The following is a 17,084-nucleotide window of genomic DNA, read 5'->3' on the forward strand; positions in this document are numbered from 1 at the left end:
GCCTCTCACGGCCCCGGAACCCCGGGAACGGGCCCAGGCACAGCCACCTTTGGCTCAGCGACAAGGCACTATGCCTCCCGCCCTGCCCTCCACAGCGGACACGAAGGCCAAGATCCTTCTGGTCGACGACCAGCCTGAGAACCTGCTGGCTCTGGAGGCCACCCTGGCAGCGCTCGACCAGACACTCGTGCGTGCCTCGTCGGGGGAGGACGCACTCAAGGCGATGAACGAGGACGAATTCGCCCTCGTTCTACTCGCCGTCCAGATGTCGGGAATAGACGGCTACGAGACCGCCGCACACATCAAGCGCCGTCACCGGACTCGCGACACCCCGATCATCTTCGTCAGCGCGGCCGAGGCGAGCCCCCATTACACCTTCCGAGGATATGCGGCCGGTGCCGTGGACTATCTGTCGCGACCGTACGATCCCTGGGTGCTACGCGCCAAGGCGACCGTCTTCGTCGACCTGCACCGGACGAACATGCAACTACGCAAACAGGCGGCCTTATTACGCACCGAGGCCGAGACCGATCTACTGGCGCAGTTGTCCATCCTATTGTCCGACGCCGAGACGCAGGCACTCACCCTGACCACAAAACTCCAGGCACAGGCATCGCGCGCGACAGTGAAGACCACGGCCCTCCGCCTCGGACTCGCGATCAGCGGCATGCGCCAGTTGCTGCAGGACGCATTGGAACTCCCAAAAGAGCCTGCCGCCCCACCCACCCCAGCTTCCTCACACTCACTACGACATCGAGACAGACGAATACTCTCCCTCGACGCCGACCTCGGCGGACTATCTCTCCACGACCTGGTTGCCGCCGACGTCAACCTACTCACCCGCACGGATGGAGGGGTGGTCGAGGACGAACGCCTCAACACCGTGCTGCGCGGCCTCACCCCGGCTGAGCGGGCGGTCGTCGTCGCATACGCCGAAGGCGAGGGCACCACCTGGACCGAGGCCGCTACATGCGTTGGCGCCACGGACCCGGAGGCCTTCGGAGAACGCGTACGACGCAAGGCCAAACGGCTCGCCGCGGAACAGAAGCGACGCCTCGCGCAGCGGTCGTTCGCACCTCGCCCAGAACCGAGCGACGCTGATCCGTAGCGGACCGAAGCGGTATATCGACGGGCGAGTGCCCCACTTACGCCGAGTGGTGAGCGCGCGATGTGAAAAGAGAGACCTGGCTCTTCGCAGTGTCGCGCCGGGCACGGACGGCCGATTGTCAAACCCTGCCGGTAGCGTCATGGGTGTCAGGACGTCGTGCGCTACCAAGGAGCCCTGGACATGTGGACTTTGCTTGCTGGCGGCCCGCGCCTTCATCCGCTCGAACCGCGACGCCGACCGCGACCCAAAGGCGCTCCCCCAGCCGTTCGAGGACTGGGAGGCCGGGACCATGCGCGCCCACGGCTGGGCCCGCGCCCAGGAACCCGAGGCCCCTTCAGTCCATCCGCCCCGCCCGGCCTCACACCGCGCGGACGAGGCTGAACGTGACGTGGGAGAAAGATCTGTGACAGAGCTCCGATTTGGGACCACTGATGAATCAGTCGGCGGCGGTGCGAGGGCATAGGGCATCATGACCTTCATGCCGATGGAGACCGACGACTTGTTCGACAACGATGCGGCGGCCTGCGTTCCGGTCGCCGATGAGGCGACCGGTGAGATTCGGCTGCTGTCCGAGCGGTGCTCGACCTGCATCTTCCGACCGGGCAACCCGTTCCGGACCACGATGCCGGAACGGATCCGCAGCATGATTGCTGATGCTGTGGCGGACGAAGGTCATGTGACGTGTCACTCGACGCTGCCGGGCTCGGCGCCCGCAGGTGTCGATCCGGCGATCTGCCGAGGGTTTGCGGATACGTATGGTGACCGATCGTTGGCCCTGCGGTTCGGGGGCGCCCTGGGCCTCATCCGAGAGGTTCCGCCTCCCTCGTGAGGGCGGTCGGCTACTTCATCCCGGCGTTCGCTTTGGTGCGGGCCAGTCGGTAGGACTCGGTGCCGGTATCGATGAGGGGGGCGTTGAAGGTGAGTCGATCCACGATGGCCACCGCGCAGAGCCGTGGATCAGTGAACGTCTTCGACCAGCCATCTGGGAACGCCTCGTTGGAGGCGATCGCAATACTGTTCTTTCCTCAGGCTCGGTCAGAATCTGGAAGAGCATCTCGGCGCAGCGGCGGTCCAGTTCGAGGTAGCCGAGTTCATCGATCTCAAGGAGGTCGACGCGTCCGTAGCGGGAGATGATCTTGCCGAGCTGCTTGTCATCGGCCGCTTCGACGAGCTCGTTCACCAGGGCGGCGGCGGTGGTGTAGCGGACGCAGTGGCCGGCCATGGCGGCCGCGGTGCCCGATGCGATGAGCAGGCGGGACTTTCCGGTGCCGGAGTCCCCGATCAGACACAGCGGGTAGCCCTTGGCGATCCAGTCGCAGGTGGCGAGGTTGTGGATGACGGCCGGATCCACATTGGGGTTGGCACGGTAGTCGAACTCGCGCAGGGACTTCTCGCGCGGGAAGTGGGCGGCCTGGATGCGGCGTTCGGCCCGGCGGCGGTCGCGGTCCTCTCACTCGGCGAGCAGGAGCTCGGCGAGGAAGCCGGCGTAGGAGAGCCCCTCGCGCTCGGCGCGGGCGATGGTGTCGGCGGCCTGGGCCCGCATGGTGGGTAGCCGCAGCATGCGGCAGGCGGTGTCGATCGCGGCGTCGGATGCCTGTGCGGTGAGCGCATGGTGGGCAGTGGTCATGGCGACTCCTTGCGGTGAAGGTGCAGCAGTTCGTCCCACTGCTCCAGACGGGGCAGAGGCCGGACGTCATCGAGCAGGGACTTGGCCAGACGGCGCGAGGTGAGGTGGCTGACCTGCGGCAGTTGAGGGTCCATGGGCTCGGGATGTTCTGGTACTGCTGGTGGCGGTACAGCAGCGGCACCCTGACCAGGGCGGTGGTGCCGTCGTCCTCGCCGAGCGCCCGGGCGCGGCAGCGCGCAAGACCTTGTAGCCGCTCGGTGCGCAGACGCGCAGACCGCCGGCTACTGGCCGGCGGCCATGTCCCCGCGCTCGGGCCGCTGTCGTCCGGGGCGGGGCTGGAGGCTGAGCGGGCCAAGCTCGTCCAGGCAGAAGCCGACTTCGGGTTCGACGGGTATCGGCCCTCGCGTCACAATGGGTTGGGGTCACGCAGGCCGACTGCGTCATGCCGCCAGAACGGCTCTGCATAGACCAGCGTCCCCGTCATCCATGGCTCATGCTCCGGGAACCTGATGACCTGAAAGGCACCGTCCGGGATACGCAGGGACGGCTTTCGGAAGCCCAGGCCGCCACCGGGCACGAAGCCGAAACGCGAGTAGTAGCCCGGATCGCCCTCCAGGAAGACGAGGGGAACGGCCCGTTCGGCGAGGACCTCCAGTCCGTGTCGGACCAGGGCCGAGCCGATACCGCGCTGATGGAGTTCAGGCATCACTGCCAGCGGACTGAGTACTTGCACGTCAACCAGTCGGCGAGGTGCATCGAGAAGACTCCGGGTGAACATGACATGCCCGACGACCTGCCTGTCGTGCTCGGCGACCAGCGAGAGACCATCCTGGGGCGTGATGGTCTCGCGCAGGGTATCGACCAGGTCGGCCACGACAAGGCCGTGGTCACCGAACGCCTGCAGGTGAACATTCCGCACGGCCTGTCGGTCACTCGGACGTTCTTCGCGAAGATCCATGCCCGGAGAGTAAAGGCCCCTCCGGGTGGCTTGCACACGGTTTTGGAGCCCGGAAGGACACGCGGCCAGTGACCGCTCAGTCGCACACAAACCACATCCGAACCGAACGCTCGCTCCTACAGGGCGAAGGTTCACTGATGCGGCACTAGATGGCTGCGCAATGGCACGGCTGACCAGGCGCTTGCGGTTGCCCAGCGTCCGGGGACGGGAGGGGCAGGCCGGCGCACCGGTGCTGTGCTGGTGCCTCATGGCTGGGCTTGCGCATGGTGGCGGGTCAGGGCCTGCCAGCGCCGTTCGAAGTCGTCGACCTGCCCGGCGAGATAGGCGGTGGTGACGGGCTTGTTGTGCTGCGCAGTGATCCCGTGGGCTGCGCACTCCTGTGCAAGGGCGTCCAGCGAAGGACGGCTGCTGCGCACCCGGTGCCCGGCCCACAGGTGGTAGATCCGAAAGGGCAGGAGGTAGCGGCGCAGGGTGGACGGGCTGACCGGCTTTCCGCCGCGGCCCGTCATGCCCTTCTCCTGCGCGAGCAAGGCCGACAACTGCTCGGCCTCCCGCGTCGAGGACTGAAGCTCCCTGCCGCGCTGCCTCTGGAACTGCGACCATGCCAGGTAGTAGCGGTCGACGGTGGTCAGTCCGCCCGCCGCGGCGGCCGGCTCATCGTCGTCATCGGCCGGCGGGATGTCGATGGGGGCGTGCACGCGGGGACCGCGCCGCTCCCTGGCCGCCTGCGCACCAGCGCCCGCGGCCGCCGCCTCGGGCTCTACCTCGCCCGGCCGCGGCTCGTCGACCCGGTCGTCGTCGGGCTCGCCGGCTTCCTGGCCGGCGGGCTGGTGCCCTGCGTCGAACTCACGCTGCCGGAAGGCGTCGACATAGTCCTTGAGATCCTCGCCCGTGATGGGGCGGCCGCCCGGGCCGGTGACGTTGTCCCGCTCCAAGACGTACGCGGCGAGCGCGGCCGCGTCGGGGTACGCCCCCCGCTCCTGCACGTACGCGAGCCAGGCGTTGGAGAAGGAGTCGCGCCAGGACAGATCATCGTCCGTCTGCCGCTCCTCGGCAGCGGATTCGGGCCACGGGCCGTAGCGCTGCTGGAGAACCTGCAGCAGCGGCCGCAGTTGTGCGCCGGAGAGCCGTCCGCCGGCCGCCGCGGTGATGCCGTGCTCCTGAAGCCAGCCCGCGAACTGGGCAGCGGTGGGCTCGCTCTGGAAGGTTGCGGCCCACGCCTGGCAGGCGTCGGCGAAGCCCTGGGCTGCGTCCGTGCCCCTCTGCCCTGCCCCGGGTGACGGCTCAGGCTCAGCCGGTGAGGCCTCCCGTTCCGGTGGTCCTGCATCAGGAGGCCGTCGGCCCGGTTCACCCTGTGGGTCTGCCGCGGCCACAAGCGCGGGATCCTCCGACCGGACGGGGGCGGGCGCCCGTTCGCCAGTGACCGTAGATGCGACCGGCACTTCGTCGATGCCGGCAGCAGCAAGACCGGCGGGAGCCGTCTTGGCGAGCGGCACGCCGTAGCGGGCCAGCCGCAGCGGCATCAGGGACTCCACCGGGGCCTTGCGGCGCCACGCCCGGCCGAACCGCGAATGCAGCCGGGCCCGGTAGACGAGTCGTTCCTGCTCCAGCTTGATGACCTGCTCGTAGGAGCGCAGCTCCCACAGCTTCATCCGGCGCCACAGGAGGAACGTCGGCACCGGCGAGAGCAGCCAGCGCGTCAGCCGCACGCCCTCCATGTGCTTGTCGGCCGTGATGTCCGCGATCCGGCCGATGGCGTGCCGGGCGGCCTCCACGGCGACGATGAACAGCACCGGGATGACGCCGTGCATGCCCACGCCCAGCACGTCCGGCCAGGCGGTGGCGGCGTTGAAGGCGATCGTGGCCGCCGTCAGCAGCCAGGCCGTCTGGCGCAGCAGCGGGAAGGGGATCCGGATCCAGGTCAGCAGGAGGTCCAGGGCCAGCAGCACACAGATGCCCGCGTCGATGCCGATCGGGAAGACGCAGGCGAAGGTGCCGAAGCCCTTCTTGATGGCCAACGCGCGCAGGGCCGCGTACGAACCGGCGAAACCGATGCCGGCGATGACCACCACCCCGGCCACGACCCCACCGATCAGGACCCGATACCCCCGGGTCAGCCGGGGTAACGCACCATCCCCCGCAACCACGCCCCCACTCCCCTGCCCGCCTACTCACCTACCACTCAACGCGCAACCTTCACTCTCGCACACAGCCAGCCCTCTTGGACACCGTCATCACCCGGCAATAACACCATCTTCGGCCGCCACCACGCACGTTCCGGGAGCAAAGACGGACCACTGCACCAACCCCACTCCCCTCACCACAACAGCGGATCTGACAAGGCCTGTCCGACCCACCCCTGCGGGGCGTTCACGCGCGTGCCTGATCAGGCATGTCTCAGCGGGTTGAAGATCGTTTCCCGTGCGGCGGGTGATCGCTCCCCGTCAGCTGACGGTCCAGGCCATCCACGCCGGCGAGGGCAGTCCGGCGGTGACGCGCGGGCCGGGGCAATGGCCCCAGCCCACGTGTCGCGTAGGTGTGAGCGTCCGATTCACGACTCCTGCACGCTGACGGCGGCCCGGTGATGGCGGGGGGCCTCGGTTTCGTCGAGTAGCGCGACCGCGAAGTCCGCGTAGGTGATCCGGCTGGCCGGGTCACCGTGCTCAGCGATCCGGTACCGGCCGGTGCGCGGGCCGTGATGGTCGAAGTCACCCGCCGGGGCCACATAGGCCCAGTCCAGGTCGTACTTCCGCAACTCATCGAGGCCTGCGGCGTGGCCGAGGGAGAAGGAGCGGTACTCGTTCGGGTAGCCGGGTTCGTCCATCAGCGGAGCACCGGATGCCCCGGGCATGACCGACGCGAGTCCGACCACCACGAGGCGGTGCACGCCCGCCTTGGCCAGGCCGGTGGCCAAAGCGCGGGACGAGGTTGTGAAGAACTCGTGCGGTGGCGCGGACAGGTCGGCAGCGGCGCTGATAGCAGCGTCGTGCCCGGCCGCCGCATGCTCGACGCTCACCGTGTCCGTGACATCGCCCGCCACCACCCGAGCGTCGGTCAGGTCCCCGTGCCCCGCGGGATCGCGCACCACGGCGGTGACTCGGTGACCGCGCCGCCGCGCCTCGGCGACGGCCTGCCGCCCGGCCCGGCCGCCCGCACCGAAGACCACGATATCCATGTCGAACCGCCTCTCACCGGGGCCGGAAACCCGCGCGTCCCGGCCGGTTCCCGGACGCTATCGAGGACTGCGGTTACCGCTGGGATACCGCGGCTAGGGTGAGGCCATGAGCAAACCCCTGCCCGCCGACATGTTCGACGAGCTGTGCCCGTCCTCGCTCAATCCGATCCGATTCGGTGACAAATGGGCAGCACTTGTCATCCGCTGTCTTGAACACGGGCCGCGCCGGTTCTCCGAACTGCGCGTGCCGCTGCACCGCGTCACCCCCAAGGTGCTCACCCGGACGCTGCGGTCCCTCGAACGCGACGGCCTGGTCAAACGCACCGCCTACGCCGAGGCCACTGTCCGCGTCGAGTACGAACTGACGGCGCTGGGCCGCAGCATGCTCGAACCGATCGCGGCGGCGTGCGCCTGGACGGAGAAACACTGGGACGAACTGCTCGACGCCCGCGAGTCGTACGACAACCCACGGGCCTCAACCGCGCCGGCTGACGCCTCGGGCCGTGTGCCCGCACGGCCCAAACACCCGGCGCAGTCCGATCGCTGAACAGGCACGGAGCCACCGGCAGGCCGGCTGTCTCCTCGAGTGCGGTCAACCGGTCCGTCCTTTACAGCCCTTGCGGCACCAGAAGCCCTGAGGTGGGCCTGTGTTGTCCCCTGCGATCGTTAGCAGACAGCTCGCGCGATCTTGCGGCTGCGGCTCCTACCGTGTACGGGAACCCTGACGCGGCCGTAGGGTCCGTCCGCGATGCTGACGGGAACCAGGGCAGATCATGGCGTCATATTCTGAGCATTTGGACCGGGAGAGTCGGCCGTCCGTGACCGGCTGACCGGGCTGCACGAGGAGTTTGAACGGATCCGCAGGCAGATCGGCGAGGCCGAGGACCGGCTACACCGGTTGGCCATCACGCGGGAAACTCTGGACTCCTTGCCGCCGGATACCGACACTCCAGGCGACACCGGGCCCCCGGATGCCTCCCAGGAGGGAGAGTCGGCAGGCTCGTCAGAACCAGCACCCGAAGAGGCCGCACCCGTCTGTCGACCGGGGAGAAGAGCTGCCGCAAGCGGATGGCCACCCTCGCCGTCGTCCACGACGCGGATCCGGCCGTGCGCCGGCCACACGACATCATCGCCCCGCCCGGCGGCCGCACCACCCGCCGCACCCCGCGCAAGGGGCCCAAGGCCCGCGCGAAATGGCTCACCGCCTCGGTCCAGCACGACGCGGACCACGTCATTGCCGCCGCGTTCGACGAGGCCCAAGCCCGTGACCCGCAGCACCGCCGGTGCTGGGTGGTCCTGGTCGACGGCGCCGCCCACCAGCTGGAGTTGATCCATGCGCAGGCCGCCCGACGGGGCGTCACCATCCATGTCGTCCTCGACATTGTCCACGTGATCGAGAAGCTGTGGGCGGCCTCGCGGTGCTTCCACACCGCCACCGATCCAAACGCCGAGACCTGGGTCGGCACCCAGGCCGCCCGGATCCTGGCGGGCGACGCCCTCGGCGCCGTCACCGGCATCCGTACTCAAGCCGACCGGCTGGACCTGTCCCCAGATCAACGGGCAGCAGCGGACCGGGCCTGCCGCTACCTGGAGAACAACGCCGCCTATCTCCACTACGACCAGGCACTCCAGGCGGGATGGCCGATCGCCAGCGGCATCGTCGAAGGAGCAGCACGACATCTGATCGCCGACCGACTCGATATCACCGGCGCCCGCTGGGGCCTTGACGGTGCCGAAGCCGTGCTCCAACTCCGCGCCCTGATCACGAACGGCGACTTCAACAACTAATGGGTATTCCACGCGGCCCGTGAACATCAACGCCTCTACCCCGGCCCTGACCAGCAGAAGTACAGCCTCACGGCTTGATCCCGACCGTCACTTCAGAGGATCCGCACCCGCCTCAGAACCCAGTGTGGGACGGTCCCGATTCACTCATCGCCGACACTGTCTGAGCGTTCTGTCCTGACCCTGGTGTGCCGTTTAGACAGGGCCGTAAACGGCATGGTGATCTTGCAGGGATGAGGGCCTACTGGATTGGGCGGGGACTGCCACATTGAGCGCAGCCGCCAAAGGTCTTACGTGTCGCGCAATGCCTCGCTGGCACCGCTCGACTGCGTCTGGTGAGGCGTGGTCGATGACGGATGACCGTAGCGACGGCTGGCTGTTCAGCCAAACCGCAGTCAGGCACCGTCGGTTATGTCAGTGAGACGTGCCGTATCGCGCTGGGCCTCGACCTCGGCCAGCCGCTCGGACAGGGCCGCTTGGAGAAACCGGTAGGAGTCACTTCCCAGGACCAGTCGCAGCGGGGCAGGGGTCTGCTCCACACTGTCGATGATGCGAGTGGCCATCACTGCCGGGTCACCAAGAGAAGGCCGACTCCGGTCCTGGGCTGCGCGGGTCATGGCGGCTGGTGTGTCGTCATACTCCGACAGCGGGGTCGCCATCTGAAGGCTGCTGTAGCGGAATTCGGTGCGCGCGCCTCCGGGCTCGACGATGGTGACGCCGATACCGAACGGAGCGACGTCCTTGGCTGTGGATTCCATGAATCCCTCGATGCCCCACTTACTGGCGTGGTACATGCAGGCGCCGGGGTTGGTGGCCTGGCCCCCGTAGGTGGAGATCTGGATGATCCGTCCTCCGCCCTGCTCCCGCAGGTGCGGCAGTGCAGCCCGGGTGACCTGGATCGAACCGATCAGATTGGTGTTGAGGATGCCGAGGATCTGCTCGTCGGTGACCTCCTCGGCCGCGCCGAACAGCCCATAACCCGCGTTGTTGACCACCACGTCGATCCGCCCCAACTCGGTGAACGCGCGATCGACGACCTCCTTGACGGCGGGGGTGTCGGTGACGTCGAGGGACGCCACCCAGAACGTATCGCCGTACTTGGCCATAAGATCGTCCACGGATCCAGGCCGACGGATCGTGCCGGCCACCTTGTGGCCCTTCTCGAGCAGCAGCTCGGTCATGTGCCGACCGAAGCCGCTGTTGACGCCGGTGATGAACCAGGTGCGCTGTGTCATGGCGTACTCCTTGCTGGGGAAGAGGAATTCCTGCGCGCCCCGGTGTTCCCGAGGCCTCGTTCTTGATCCTGCGCCCACAGCGTGTGGCCTGGCAGTGCCCCCGTGTTCCAGGTAGTGACAGGGCCCCCGCAGCTGGAGAAGCGGCGCGTTACCGTCGGAGGATGGACACAGCAGACGGCAGCAATGCCCTTGGCGAGTTCCTACGGGCCCGTCGCGAACTCGTCCGGCCGGAGGAAGTAGGGCTTCCTGCCGCGGGGATCCGCAGAGTGCCCGGGCTGCGCCGGGAGGAGGTCGCGATGCTCGCGGGCATCAGCGCCGACTACTATCTGCGTCTGGAGCGCGGCCGGGATCGCAACCCGTCGGTTCAGGTGCTCGACGCTCTCGCGGAGGTGCTGCAGCTCGACGCGGACAGCGCCGCTCATATGGTCGAGCTCGCCCGGCCCAAGTCCCGCCGCAGGCAGCCCCTGCCTCGCACCGAGCGTGTGCCTGACGGTATCGCGATGCTGCTGGACACGTTCGCCGTGCCCGCCTTTGTGCAGAACCGGTGCATGGATGTGCTCGCCGCCAACCGCCTGGCCGTCGCCCTGTCGCCGCACATGGCGCCGGGCGTGAACCGTCTGCGGGCCCTGTTCACCGAACCCCTGGCGCAGCAGCTGCACATGGACTGGGAGCAGGGCACGGCGGGTGTGGTTGCGCAGCTGCGCGCCGCAGTCGGCGCCGAGACGGACGATCCGCGCCTGACTCAGCTTGTTGGTGAGCTGAGCCTGAAAAGCGAGCGTTTTCGACGCTTGTGGGCCCGCCACGACGTCCGCCGTTGGGAGGGAGCCACTACACGCCTGCGCCATCCGCAGGTCGGCGAGCTGCATCTGCGCCGCGAGAAGCTGGCCGTCACCGGCTCCGACGGGCTGCTCCTCGTCGTCCACTACGCGGAGCCCGGCACGCCCTCCGCCACTGCGCTCGCCCTGCTTGGTTCCCTGTCTGCCGAGCAAGAGGCCACAGGGGCGCCCCGCACGGGCAACGGCCCGGGCCGTTGATACTGGCCCGGCAAGACCGGGACGGTGCGCTCAACCGAAGCCCAGAAGTAGGTTGCCGTGAAGGAAGGCCCCAAAGCAACGAACTCTGACGCGGCCTGTGTAGCCACGGGCGTGTCAGTTCGCGTGAATGGCAGCCGCACCCTCGTTCAGCTTCAAGAACTTTGCTCGGGCAGCGCCATCTCGATCCATGTCGTCTTGCCGCGGCCGGCGGGTGAACTCCCCCATGCCGTGGCCAACGCGTCGACGATAAGCAGCCCTCGCCCGGACTCCGCCTCGGCGTTCATCGCCTCATTTGCAATGATCACAGTAGGGATTGGTGGCTGCGGGCTGCTGTCCTGCACTTCCACCCGGACGCCGCCGGCATGACGGCGCATTCGGATGTCGACGTCGCTCTGTGCGTGGATCAGCGCGTTGGTGACCACTTCGGACAGCATGAGCTGCAGGTCGTCCAAGAGTGCTTCTGATCCCCAGCGTTTGAGCACGTCGCGCAAGTAGTGACGTGTGGAAGCCACGGCCTGGAGGTCGTAACGCTGGACGAACAATCGAGCGACGTCCTGCTGTTCCCCTGGCTGGACGCCGTCGTATCTCATCAGCAGGAGTGCCAGGTCGTCGTCGAGTATCTTGTGACGCTGGCGATCGCTGATCAGGCCGTCGGCGAGCATGTCCATGTTCTCGCGGTTGCCTGCGGCCAGTCTGTCCGCCAGCCGCGCGAGCGCGGCATCGAGGCCGAGGGCGCGGGTTTCCAGGAGGCCGTCCGTGAACAGGGCGATGATGCTGCCGGATGTCAAGACGATCTCGCGTTGCTCATAGTGGTGGCCGTTTCCGAGTCCCAGCGGGGGGCCTACCGGCACGTCGAGGGCGGTGAGTTTGCCCGGAGCAGGGCTGATCAGTGGGGGCGGGTGTCCGGCCGTGGCCGTCTTGGCGACACCCGTGACGGGGTCAAGCCATAGGCAGCAGCAGGTGGCATAGCGGGAGGCGCCGAGTACACGCAGCAACGCGTCAATGCGTTCGAGGACAGTGGCTGGTTCGTGGCCTTCTGAGGCGTAGGCCAGGACCGCGCTGCGCAGATGGCCCATGACGCCGGCCGCTTCTACGCTGTGGCCCTCGACGTCTCCGATGGCAAGCCCGATTCCGCCGTCCGGTAGCGGCACGATGTCGTACCAGTCCCCGCCTACCGCTGCCCCTGCAGTGGCGGGAAGGTATCGGGACGTCACCACGGTCTCCGGTCTGAGGGGCAGGCTGGGCGGAAGCAAGCTCTGCTGCATGGTCCGGGCAAGAGCGTGTTCCAGTTCGTGTGCGTGGATGCGCTCCAGGGTTTGGCCGATCTGCCCAAGCATGAGGACGGCCAGGGCGATGTCCTCGTCTGCTGGGAGGCGGCGCCACTGCGCTGGGAACTCCAAAATGCAGCACCCGATGGCCCGGCCGTTGGCGATGAGAGGCATGTACGCCCGCGGGTGGGTGTCCAGAGCGGGCGCAGGGTGCGAGGTGCCTGTGTGAGCAGGTCGATCGCTTGGCTGTTGCAGCCGTGCTTCGACGCGGGTTACGGCGTCGGTCTCGGGCGTGGATCGCGACAGAGGGAGGCCGTCCACGCGGCCGACCTCCTCGCGGGAGAATCCACTGGCCCCGACGACGCGCAGACGCTCGTCCTGGACACGGCAGAGCATCAGCGCGCCGGCCCCGAAGGGGGCCATGATCTGGTCTTGGGCAGCGGTGAGGACGTCTCGGGCATGAACGGCGGCAGCCAGTTCCGCGGACAGGCGTTTGAGCTGGTAGAGGAAAGTGGTGCCGGTGAGGCCTCGGCCGAGCCGCGCGGAAAGTGCCGGAGCGCCGGTCGAGAGCGACTCCGCCGGAACGGGTGGAATGAAAAGCGGGATGGGCGGGGCGTCCATCGGCAGGCCTGAATCGGCAAGGAGCAGCAGTTCGCCTGCGAGTTTTTGAGCGATACGCCGTAGGTGCTGCAGTTCTTCCGGGGTGACTGGGTCGTCTGGGGCTTTGGTGCGCGACCAGTGCACGCTCAGGCATCCAAAGGTCCGTCCTCCCGCAACGAGCGCGACCGATGCCACTGCCGTCGGAAAAGGATTGTGCAGGAAATGTGCAGGCACCTGGCGGGTCAGTTTCCGCATTTCGGCGGCTTGCACCGCGACCAGATCGCCGCTTTGAAACGCCCGAGCGGTCGGCAACCGCAGATCGTCGACATCCAACTCTGAGGGAATGGTGAAGGCGCAGGGAGTGTCCACTGCCATGGCCACGCCCAGAGCGGGTCGGTCCGCCACGGGAAGGTAGGCGGCGTAGGTGGTGGCGGCGAGCTTGCCGGCGAGGTCGAGCAGCGCCGAGGCGACGGCCAGGTCCCGCGGAGAGCGGGGGCGCCCGGAGGCGGGTACTGCCTCGATCCCGGTGCTCACTGCGCCTCACACCTCTGTGACTGTCGGGATGCTCTGATGCATCCACGCTATCGCTGCTTGTTGCAGGCCGCCCCGGTCATGCCGGGACATGCCCGACACGGGCGAGGAAGTTGTCGCCTTGTGGCATGTCCTGGGCCAGGGCTGCACTCATCCTGCGTGGGTCCGTGCCGCGCAATGCACTGCGTGGACAGCTGAGTGGACCGATGTAATTGCTGCTCCTGGCGGTCTCGCCGAAAGTGGGCGTTGATTTGAGCCGACGAAGGAGTGGGTGATGGAGCCGCTATCCGTACGACATGACGTTCCTCTCTCGCCTGCAACCGTCCGGAAGTAGCTTTTAGCGCGCACCAGTCGCGCCGTACTGCGGACGTGTTCTCGCGCACGCGCCCTTGCCTGCTGCCGCTGGCTCCGCTCGCTCTCCACCGGCACCGGGATCGAGCGGAAACCATCACGGAAAGACAATATGAGGCCGTCCACTGATTTCCCGCGATCATCGCGAAATCGCGGCACCAAGCCCATATTCGTTTCCGTTTCCCCCGAGTCGCCTCCAGACACTTGAGGAGAAGTATCGTGCCTTTCTACATTGGCGAAGCCTGCGTGGACGAGATGGACAAGTCCTGCACCGAGGAATGTCCCGTGGACTGCATCTACGAGGGCGACCGGAAGCTGTACATCAATCCCAGCGAATGCATCGACTGCGGCGCCTGTGAGACGGTCTGCCCGGTAGAGGCGATCTCCTCCACGTTGCGCGGCACTCCCAGCGCCGAGTGGGTGGCCGACAACGCCGCGTTCTTCACGGAGACCCTGCCGGGCCGCGCCGAGGCGCTCGGCAATCCGGGGGGATCACGCCGCACCGGTGTGATCGGCGCCGACACCACCAAGGTCGCTGCCCTGGAGAGCCGGGCATGAGGATCATCGACACCCACACACACGTCGTTCCCTCAGGCCTGGCAGCGCCGGACCATGACGAACGCTGGCCCGTGGTGGTCGAGCGGGACGACGGCTCGGCCGATGTACTGATTGCCGGCCGGGTCTTTCGCACGGTGCCCCGCACGGCCTACGACCTCGAGCACCGCGCCGAGCAACTGGCACCGGATCACGTTCAAGTGCTCTCCCCCATGCCGGAACTCTTCTCCTACTGGGGCAGGCCGCAGGCAGGGGCCGACTACTGCACATCGGTGAACGAGTGGATTGCCGCAGGGGTGAACAAGTTCCGGCACGCCTTCCGCGGCTTCGGCATCGCTGCAATGCAGGATCCTGATGTCGCATGCGGTCAGCTGTCGCAGATCGCAGCCCTGGGGCTGCCCGGTGTGGAAATCGGCAGCAACATCGCGGGTGTCTTGCTCCACGACAAGCGGTACATCGAGTTCTTCGATGAAGCGTCCCGCCTGGGACTGGTGGTTTTCATCCATGCCTTCCATCCGCCGGGGATCGGCACCTTCACTGATCCGATGGCCGGGAACGGTGTGACCTTCCCTAATGAGATCGGCCAGGCTGTCGGCGGCCTCATAGCCGAAGGGATGCTGGAACGCTTCAGCGACCTGAAGATCCTGGCGTCACACGGTGGTGGTTCATTCGTCAGCCTGTTGCCCAGGCTGCAATTCATCGCGAGGAACTACGAGCGGGCCCGGGTTCTGATGCCCCGTGACCCGGCCGATTACGCGCGGAAGATCTTTTATGACATGCTTGTTTTCTCCGCCCCCCTGCTGAGCCTGTTGCTGGACAACGTGGGCGCCGGCCGGGTTGTCGTGGGCTCCGACAAGCCGTTCATGAACCATGATCCAGTGACGCTTCTTGAGCGTTTTCCTCATCTGGGATCTGCCACGATCGAATCAATCCGGTGGGGCAACGCTGCGCGTCTGCTCGGCCTGTGATCACGGCCTCTGCGTAGCGCTCTATGGCCCTGCGCCACCGCTTCTATCTATGCTCGGACGACACCGCTCAGCCATCCACGACCGTTTCCGGCTGAGCGGGGGTCGGAAAGGTCCTGTACCTTGCACGGCCCGAAAGAGAGGCGTCTATGCGAGTCAGCGATCAGGAAGAAGATCGATCCGTCATCGGACGTGTCATGGCCATCTTGGATGCAGTGGCCGCGGAGCCCGGTGAGGTGGGACTGAGCGAACTCGCACGACGAACGGGCATCAAGAAGGCCACCGTGCACCGGCTGGCCACCGAACTCGTCGAGCGCAGGATGCTGGATCGCGGCGCCTACGGCTACCGCCTGGGTTTTCGCACCTTCGAGCTCGGACACAGCGTTCAGGTCTCTCGGCTCCTGCGTAACCTGGCACTGCCCTACATGGAAGACCTCTACGAAATCAGTCACGAGATCGTGCAGCTGGCGGTGCTGGATGGCACCGAGATCGTATATCTGGAGAAAATCACCGGGCACCGCAGCTACAAGGCCCCTTCGGGAGTCGGCGAGCGCTACCCCGCCTACTGCAGCGCGCTCGGGAAAGCCATCATCGCCTTCAGTTCCGAGGCCGTCCTGGACCGGATCCTGGCCGCCGGACTGCCCAGGCGCACCCCGCGCACCATCACCGATTCGGCGCTCTATCGCAAGGAGCTCCAGCTCGTCCGTGACAGCGGCGTCGCCTTCGACCGCGAGGAGGGCCATCGGGAGGTGTCCTGCGTGGCCGCACCGGTGCTCAATCCAGAGGGGCTACCGATCGTTGCTCTGTCGATCACCGGCCCTTCGTATCGCATGGGGCTTCCGCGGCTGGCGACCGCGGTACGCGAAGCCGCGGTCGCCCTCGCCCGTGTGGTCAACGCGCACGCCACGCTGCAGGCTTTGCCACGCCGACACCAGCGGCGCGCGGAGGAACTGCGGTCCTTGTGCACCGACGGCGAGTAGCCGAGCCGGCCCGGGCAGCTTCCCTCGGGGCCGGGTGTGGCGCGGTCGGCCACGCGGCGCGCGTTCAGTCCCTGCCCTCGCCGCGGGTTGCGTTGCGCGTGTGCGGCAGCCGCCGCACGCCCACGCGGTCCCCGGACTGGAACTCCGCTTCCACCACGTCGCCCGGGGCCAGCTCCACGGCTGAGGTCAGCCCGCCAGTGATCACCAGCATGCCCGCCTCCAGCCCGGCATCTTCCTGGTGAAGTTGGTGCACGAGCCAGACCAGGGAGTCGATCGGGTTGCCAGAGGCGGCTGCCGCTGCTGAGGTCGCCACCATCACTCCGTTGCGGTGCAGGACGACACCCGCGTTCACCAAGCCGTGCCGCAGGGTGGGCAGACGCGGACCAATGACGACTTGCGCCGCCGACGAGCCGTCTGCGGTGTTGTCCTCGGCGGTGAACCGGTAGTCGGCCCAGAGGGAATCGACCACCTCCAGACAGGCCACTGCGTGTTTCACCGCGTTCAATGCGTCATGGCGGGTGATCCGGCCGGCCAATGGCCGGCCCAGGACGAGGCCGACTTCCGGTTCGACGCGGGGCTGCAGCAGAGCAGGGTCCGTGGTGCTGTCGTTGGGCACCAGCATTCGGTCGGTGAGGGGACCGTAGTTGGGCGTGGCGACCCCCATTTGCTCGCGCATCGGCTTGGAGGTGTATCCGAGCTTGAACCCGGCAGGCTTCTCTCCGTCGCGCAGGCGGCTTTCGTTTACCTTGCGCTGGATTCGGTAGGCGTCACGCAGGTCGAGCGGCTCCTGATCGGACATCGGGTTCAGCAAAACCCGTCGACGACGGGCCGCCAGGAGCCACGATGCCCGTTCCTCGGCCCAACCGTCATCACGTACTCCGTTGGCCGCCAGGACAGCCTGCGCCGAGGGGG

Annotated in this window: 12 protein-coding genes and 4 pseudogenes; 8 read left to right on the top strand and 8 right to left on the bottom strand. The window is 67.3% G+C overall.

The features are described from left to right. Window positions 1-70 precede the first annotated feature (70 nt). Together MQP27_RS19910 and MQP27_RS19915 are read left to right on the top strand one after the other, a co-directional pair. Window positions 71-739 (top strand): annotated as a pseudogene (locus MQP27_RS19910) (response regulator); the annotation flags it as partial. Window positions 740-1,577: 838 nt separating this feature from the next. Continuing rightward, entirely contained in the window at window positions 1,578-1,937 is a 360-nt protein-coding gene (locus MQP27_RS19915; protein WP_242766589.1) for a hypothetical protein, read from the top strand. Window positions 1,938-1,947: 10 nt separating this feature from the next. Here the strand turns inward: MQP27_RS19915 and istB are convergent. The 5 genes and pseudogenes from istB to MQP27_RS19940 all read right to left on the bottom strand — a co-directional run bounded on the left by istB (window position 1,948) and on the right by MQP27_RS19940 (window position 6,868). Next, window positions 1,948-2,735 (bottom strand): annotated as a pseudogene (gene istB / locus MQP27_RS19920) (IS21-like element helper ATPase IstB). After that, window positions 2,732-2,869 carry a hypothetical protein gene (locus MQP27_RS19925; RefSeq protein WP_242766590.1) on the bottom strand — a complete coding sequence of 46 codons (138 nt, stop codon included), beginning with the start codon at window positions 2,867-2,869 and terminating at the stop codon, window positions 2,732-2,734. Before MQP27_RS19925 ends, istB begins: the two are co-directional and overlap by 4 nt. A 272-nt stretch (window positions 2,870-3,141) precedes the next feature. Continuing rightward, on the bottom strand, window positions 3,142-3,693 hold the full coding sequence (locus MQP27_RS19930; RefSeq protein ID WP_242766591.1) for a GNAT family N-acetyltransferase: 552 nt from the start codon (window positions 3,691-3,693) through the stop codon (window positions 3,142-3,144). 1,444 nt (window positions 3,694-5,137) lie between these two features. Then, window positions 5,138-5,810 (bottom strand): annotated as a pseudogene (locus MQP27_RS19935) (DUF2637 domain-containing protein); the annotation flags it as partial. 434 nt (window positions 5,811-6,244) lie between these two features. Further along, window positions 6,245-6,868 carry an NAD(P)-dependent oxidoreductase gene (locus MQP27_RS19940; protein ID WP_242766592.1) on the bottom strand — a complete coding sequence of 208 codons (624 nt, stop codon included), beginning with the start codon at window positions 6,866-6,868 and terminating at the stop codon, window positions 6,245-6,247. 106 nt (window positions 6,869-6,974) lie between these two features. Between MQP27_RS19940 and MQP27_RS19945 the strand changes: the two genes are divergently transcribed. Both MQP27_RS19945 and MQP27_RS19950 read left to right on the top strand, forming a co-directional pair. After that, entirely contained in the window at window positions 6,975-7,415 is a 441-nt protein-coding gene (locus tag MQP27_RS19945) for a winged helix-turn-helix transcriptional regulator (protein WP_242766593.1), read from the top strand. A 458-nt stretch (window positions 7,416-7,873) separates the two neighbouring features. Next, window positions 7,874-8,734: pseudogene (locus tag MQP27_RS19950) on the top strand (ISKra4 family transposase); the annotation flags it as partial. Between the two features lie 314 nt (window positions 8,735-9,048). Here the strand turns inward: MQP27_RS19950 and MQP27_RS19955 are convergent. Further along, window positions 9,049-9,888, bottom strand: coding sequence for an SDR family oxidoreductase (locus MQP27_RS19955; RefSeq protein WP_242766605.1), 840 nt, complete (start codon window positions 9,886-9,888; stop codon window positions 9,049-9,051). A gap of 161 nt (window positions 9,889-10,049) precedes the next feature. On the opposite strand from MQP27_RS19955, the gene MQP27_RS19960 reads away from it, so the two are divergent. Continuing rightward, window positions 10,050-10,922 carry a helix-turn-helix domain-containing protein gene (locus tag MQP27_RS19960; RefSeq protein WP_242766606.1) on the top strand — a complete coding sequence of 291 codons (873 nt, stop codon included), beginning with the start codon at window positions 10,050-10,052 and terminating at the stop codon, window positions 10,920-10,922. Between the two features lie 152 nt (window positions 10,923-11,074). On the opposite strand, the gene MQP27_RS51405 is transcribed toward MQP27_RS19960, so the two are convergent. Next, window positions 11,075-13,324, bottom strand: a complete 2,250-nt coding sequence (locus MQP27_RS51405; RefSeq protein WP_242766607.1) for an ATP-binding SpoIIE family protein phosphatase — start codon at window positions 13,322-13,324, stop codon at window positions 11,075-11,077. Between the two features lie 567 nt (window positions 13,325-13,891). Here MQP27_RS51405 and MQP27_RS19970 point away from each other — a divergent pair. From MQP27_RS19970 to MQP27_RS19980, 3 genes are all read left to right on the top strand, one after another. Beyond that, a complete protein-coding gene (locus MQP27_RS19970; protein WP_242766611.1) occupies window positions 13,892-14,230 on the top strand; it encodes a 4Fe-4S binding protein in 339 nt (112 codons plus the stop codon). Further along, window positions 14,227-15,195 carry an amidohydrolase family protein gene (locus MQP27_RS19975; protein WP_242766633.1) on the top strand — a complete coding sequence of 323 codons (969 nt, stop codon included), beginning with the start codon at window positions 14,227-14,229 and terminating at the stop codon, window positions 15,193-15,195. The genes MQP27_RS19970 and MQP27_RS19975 overlap by 4 nt, the downstream gene beginning before the upstream one ends. A gap of 146 nt (window positions 15,196-15,341) precedes the next feature. Beyond that, window positions 15,342-16,172 carry an IclR family transcriptional regulator gene (locus MQP27_RS19980; protein ID WP_242766635.1) on the top strand — a complete coding sequence of 277 codons (831 nt, stop codon included), beginning with the start codon at window positions 15,342-15,344 and terminating at the stop codon, window positions 16,170-16,172. A 64-nt stretch (window positions 16,173-16,236) separates the two neighbouring features. Here MQP27_RS19980 and MQP27_RS19985 read toward each other — a convergent pair whose 3' ends face one another. After that, window positions 16,237-16,971, bottom strand: coding sequence for a 2-keto-4-pentenoate hydratase (locus MQP27_RS19985; RefSeq protein ID WP_242766637.1), 735 nt, complete (start codon window positions 16,969-16,971; stop codon window positions 16,237-16,239). Window positions 16,972-17,084 lie beyond the last annotated feature (113 nt).

It is taken from the genome of Streptomyces cylindrosporus, from assembly GCF_022698165.1.
GTDB classification, from domain to species: domain Bacteria; phylum Actinomycetota; class Actinomycetes; order Streptomycetales; family Streptomycetaceae; genus Streptomyces; species Streptomyces cylindrosporus.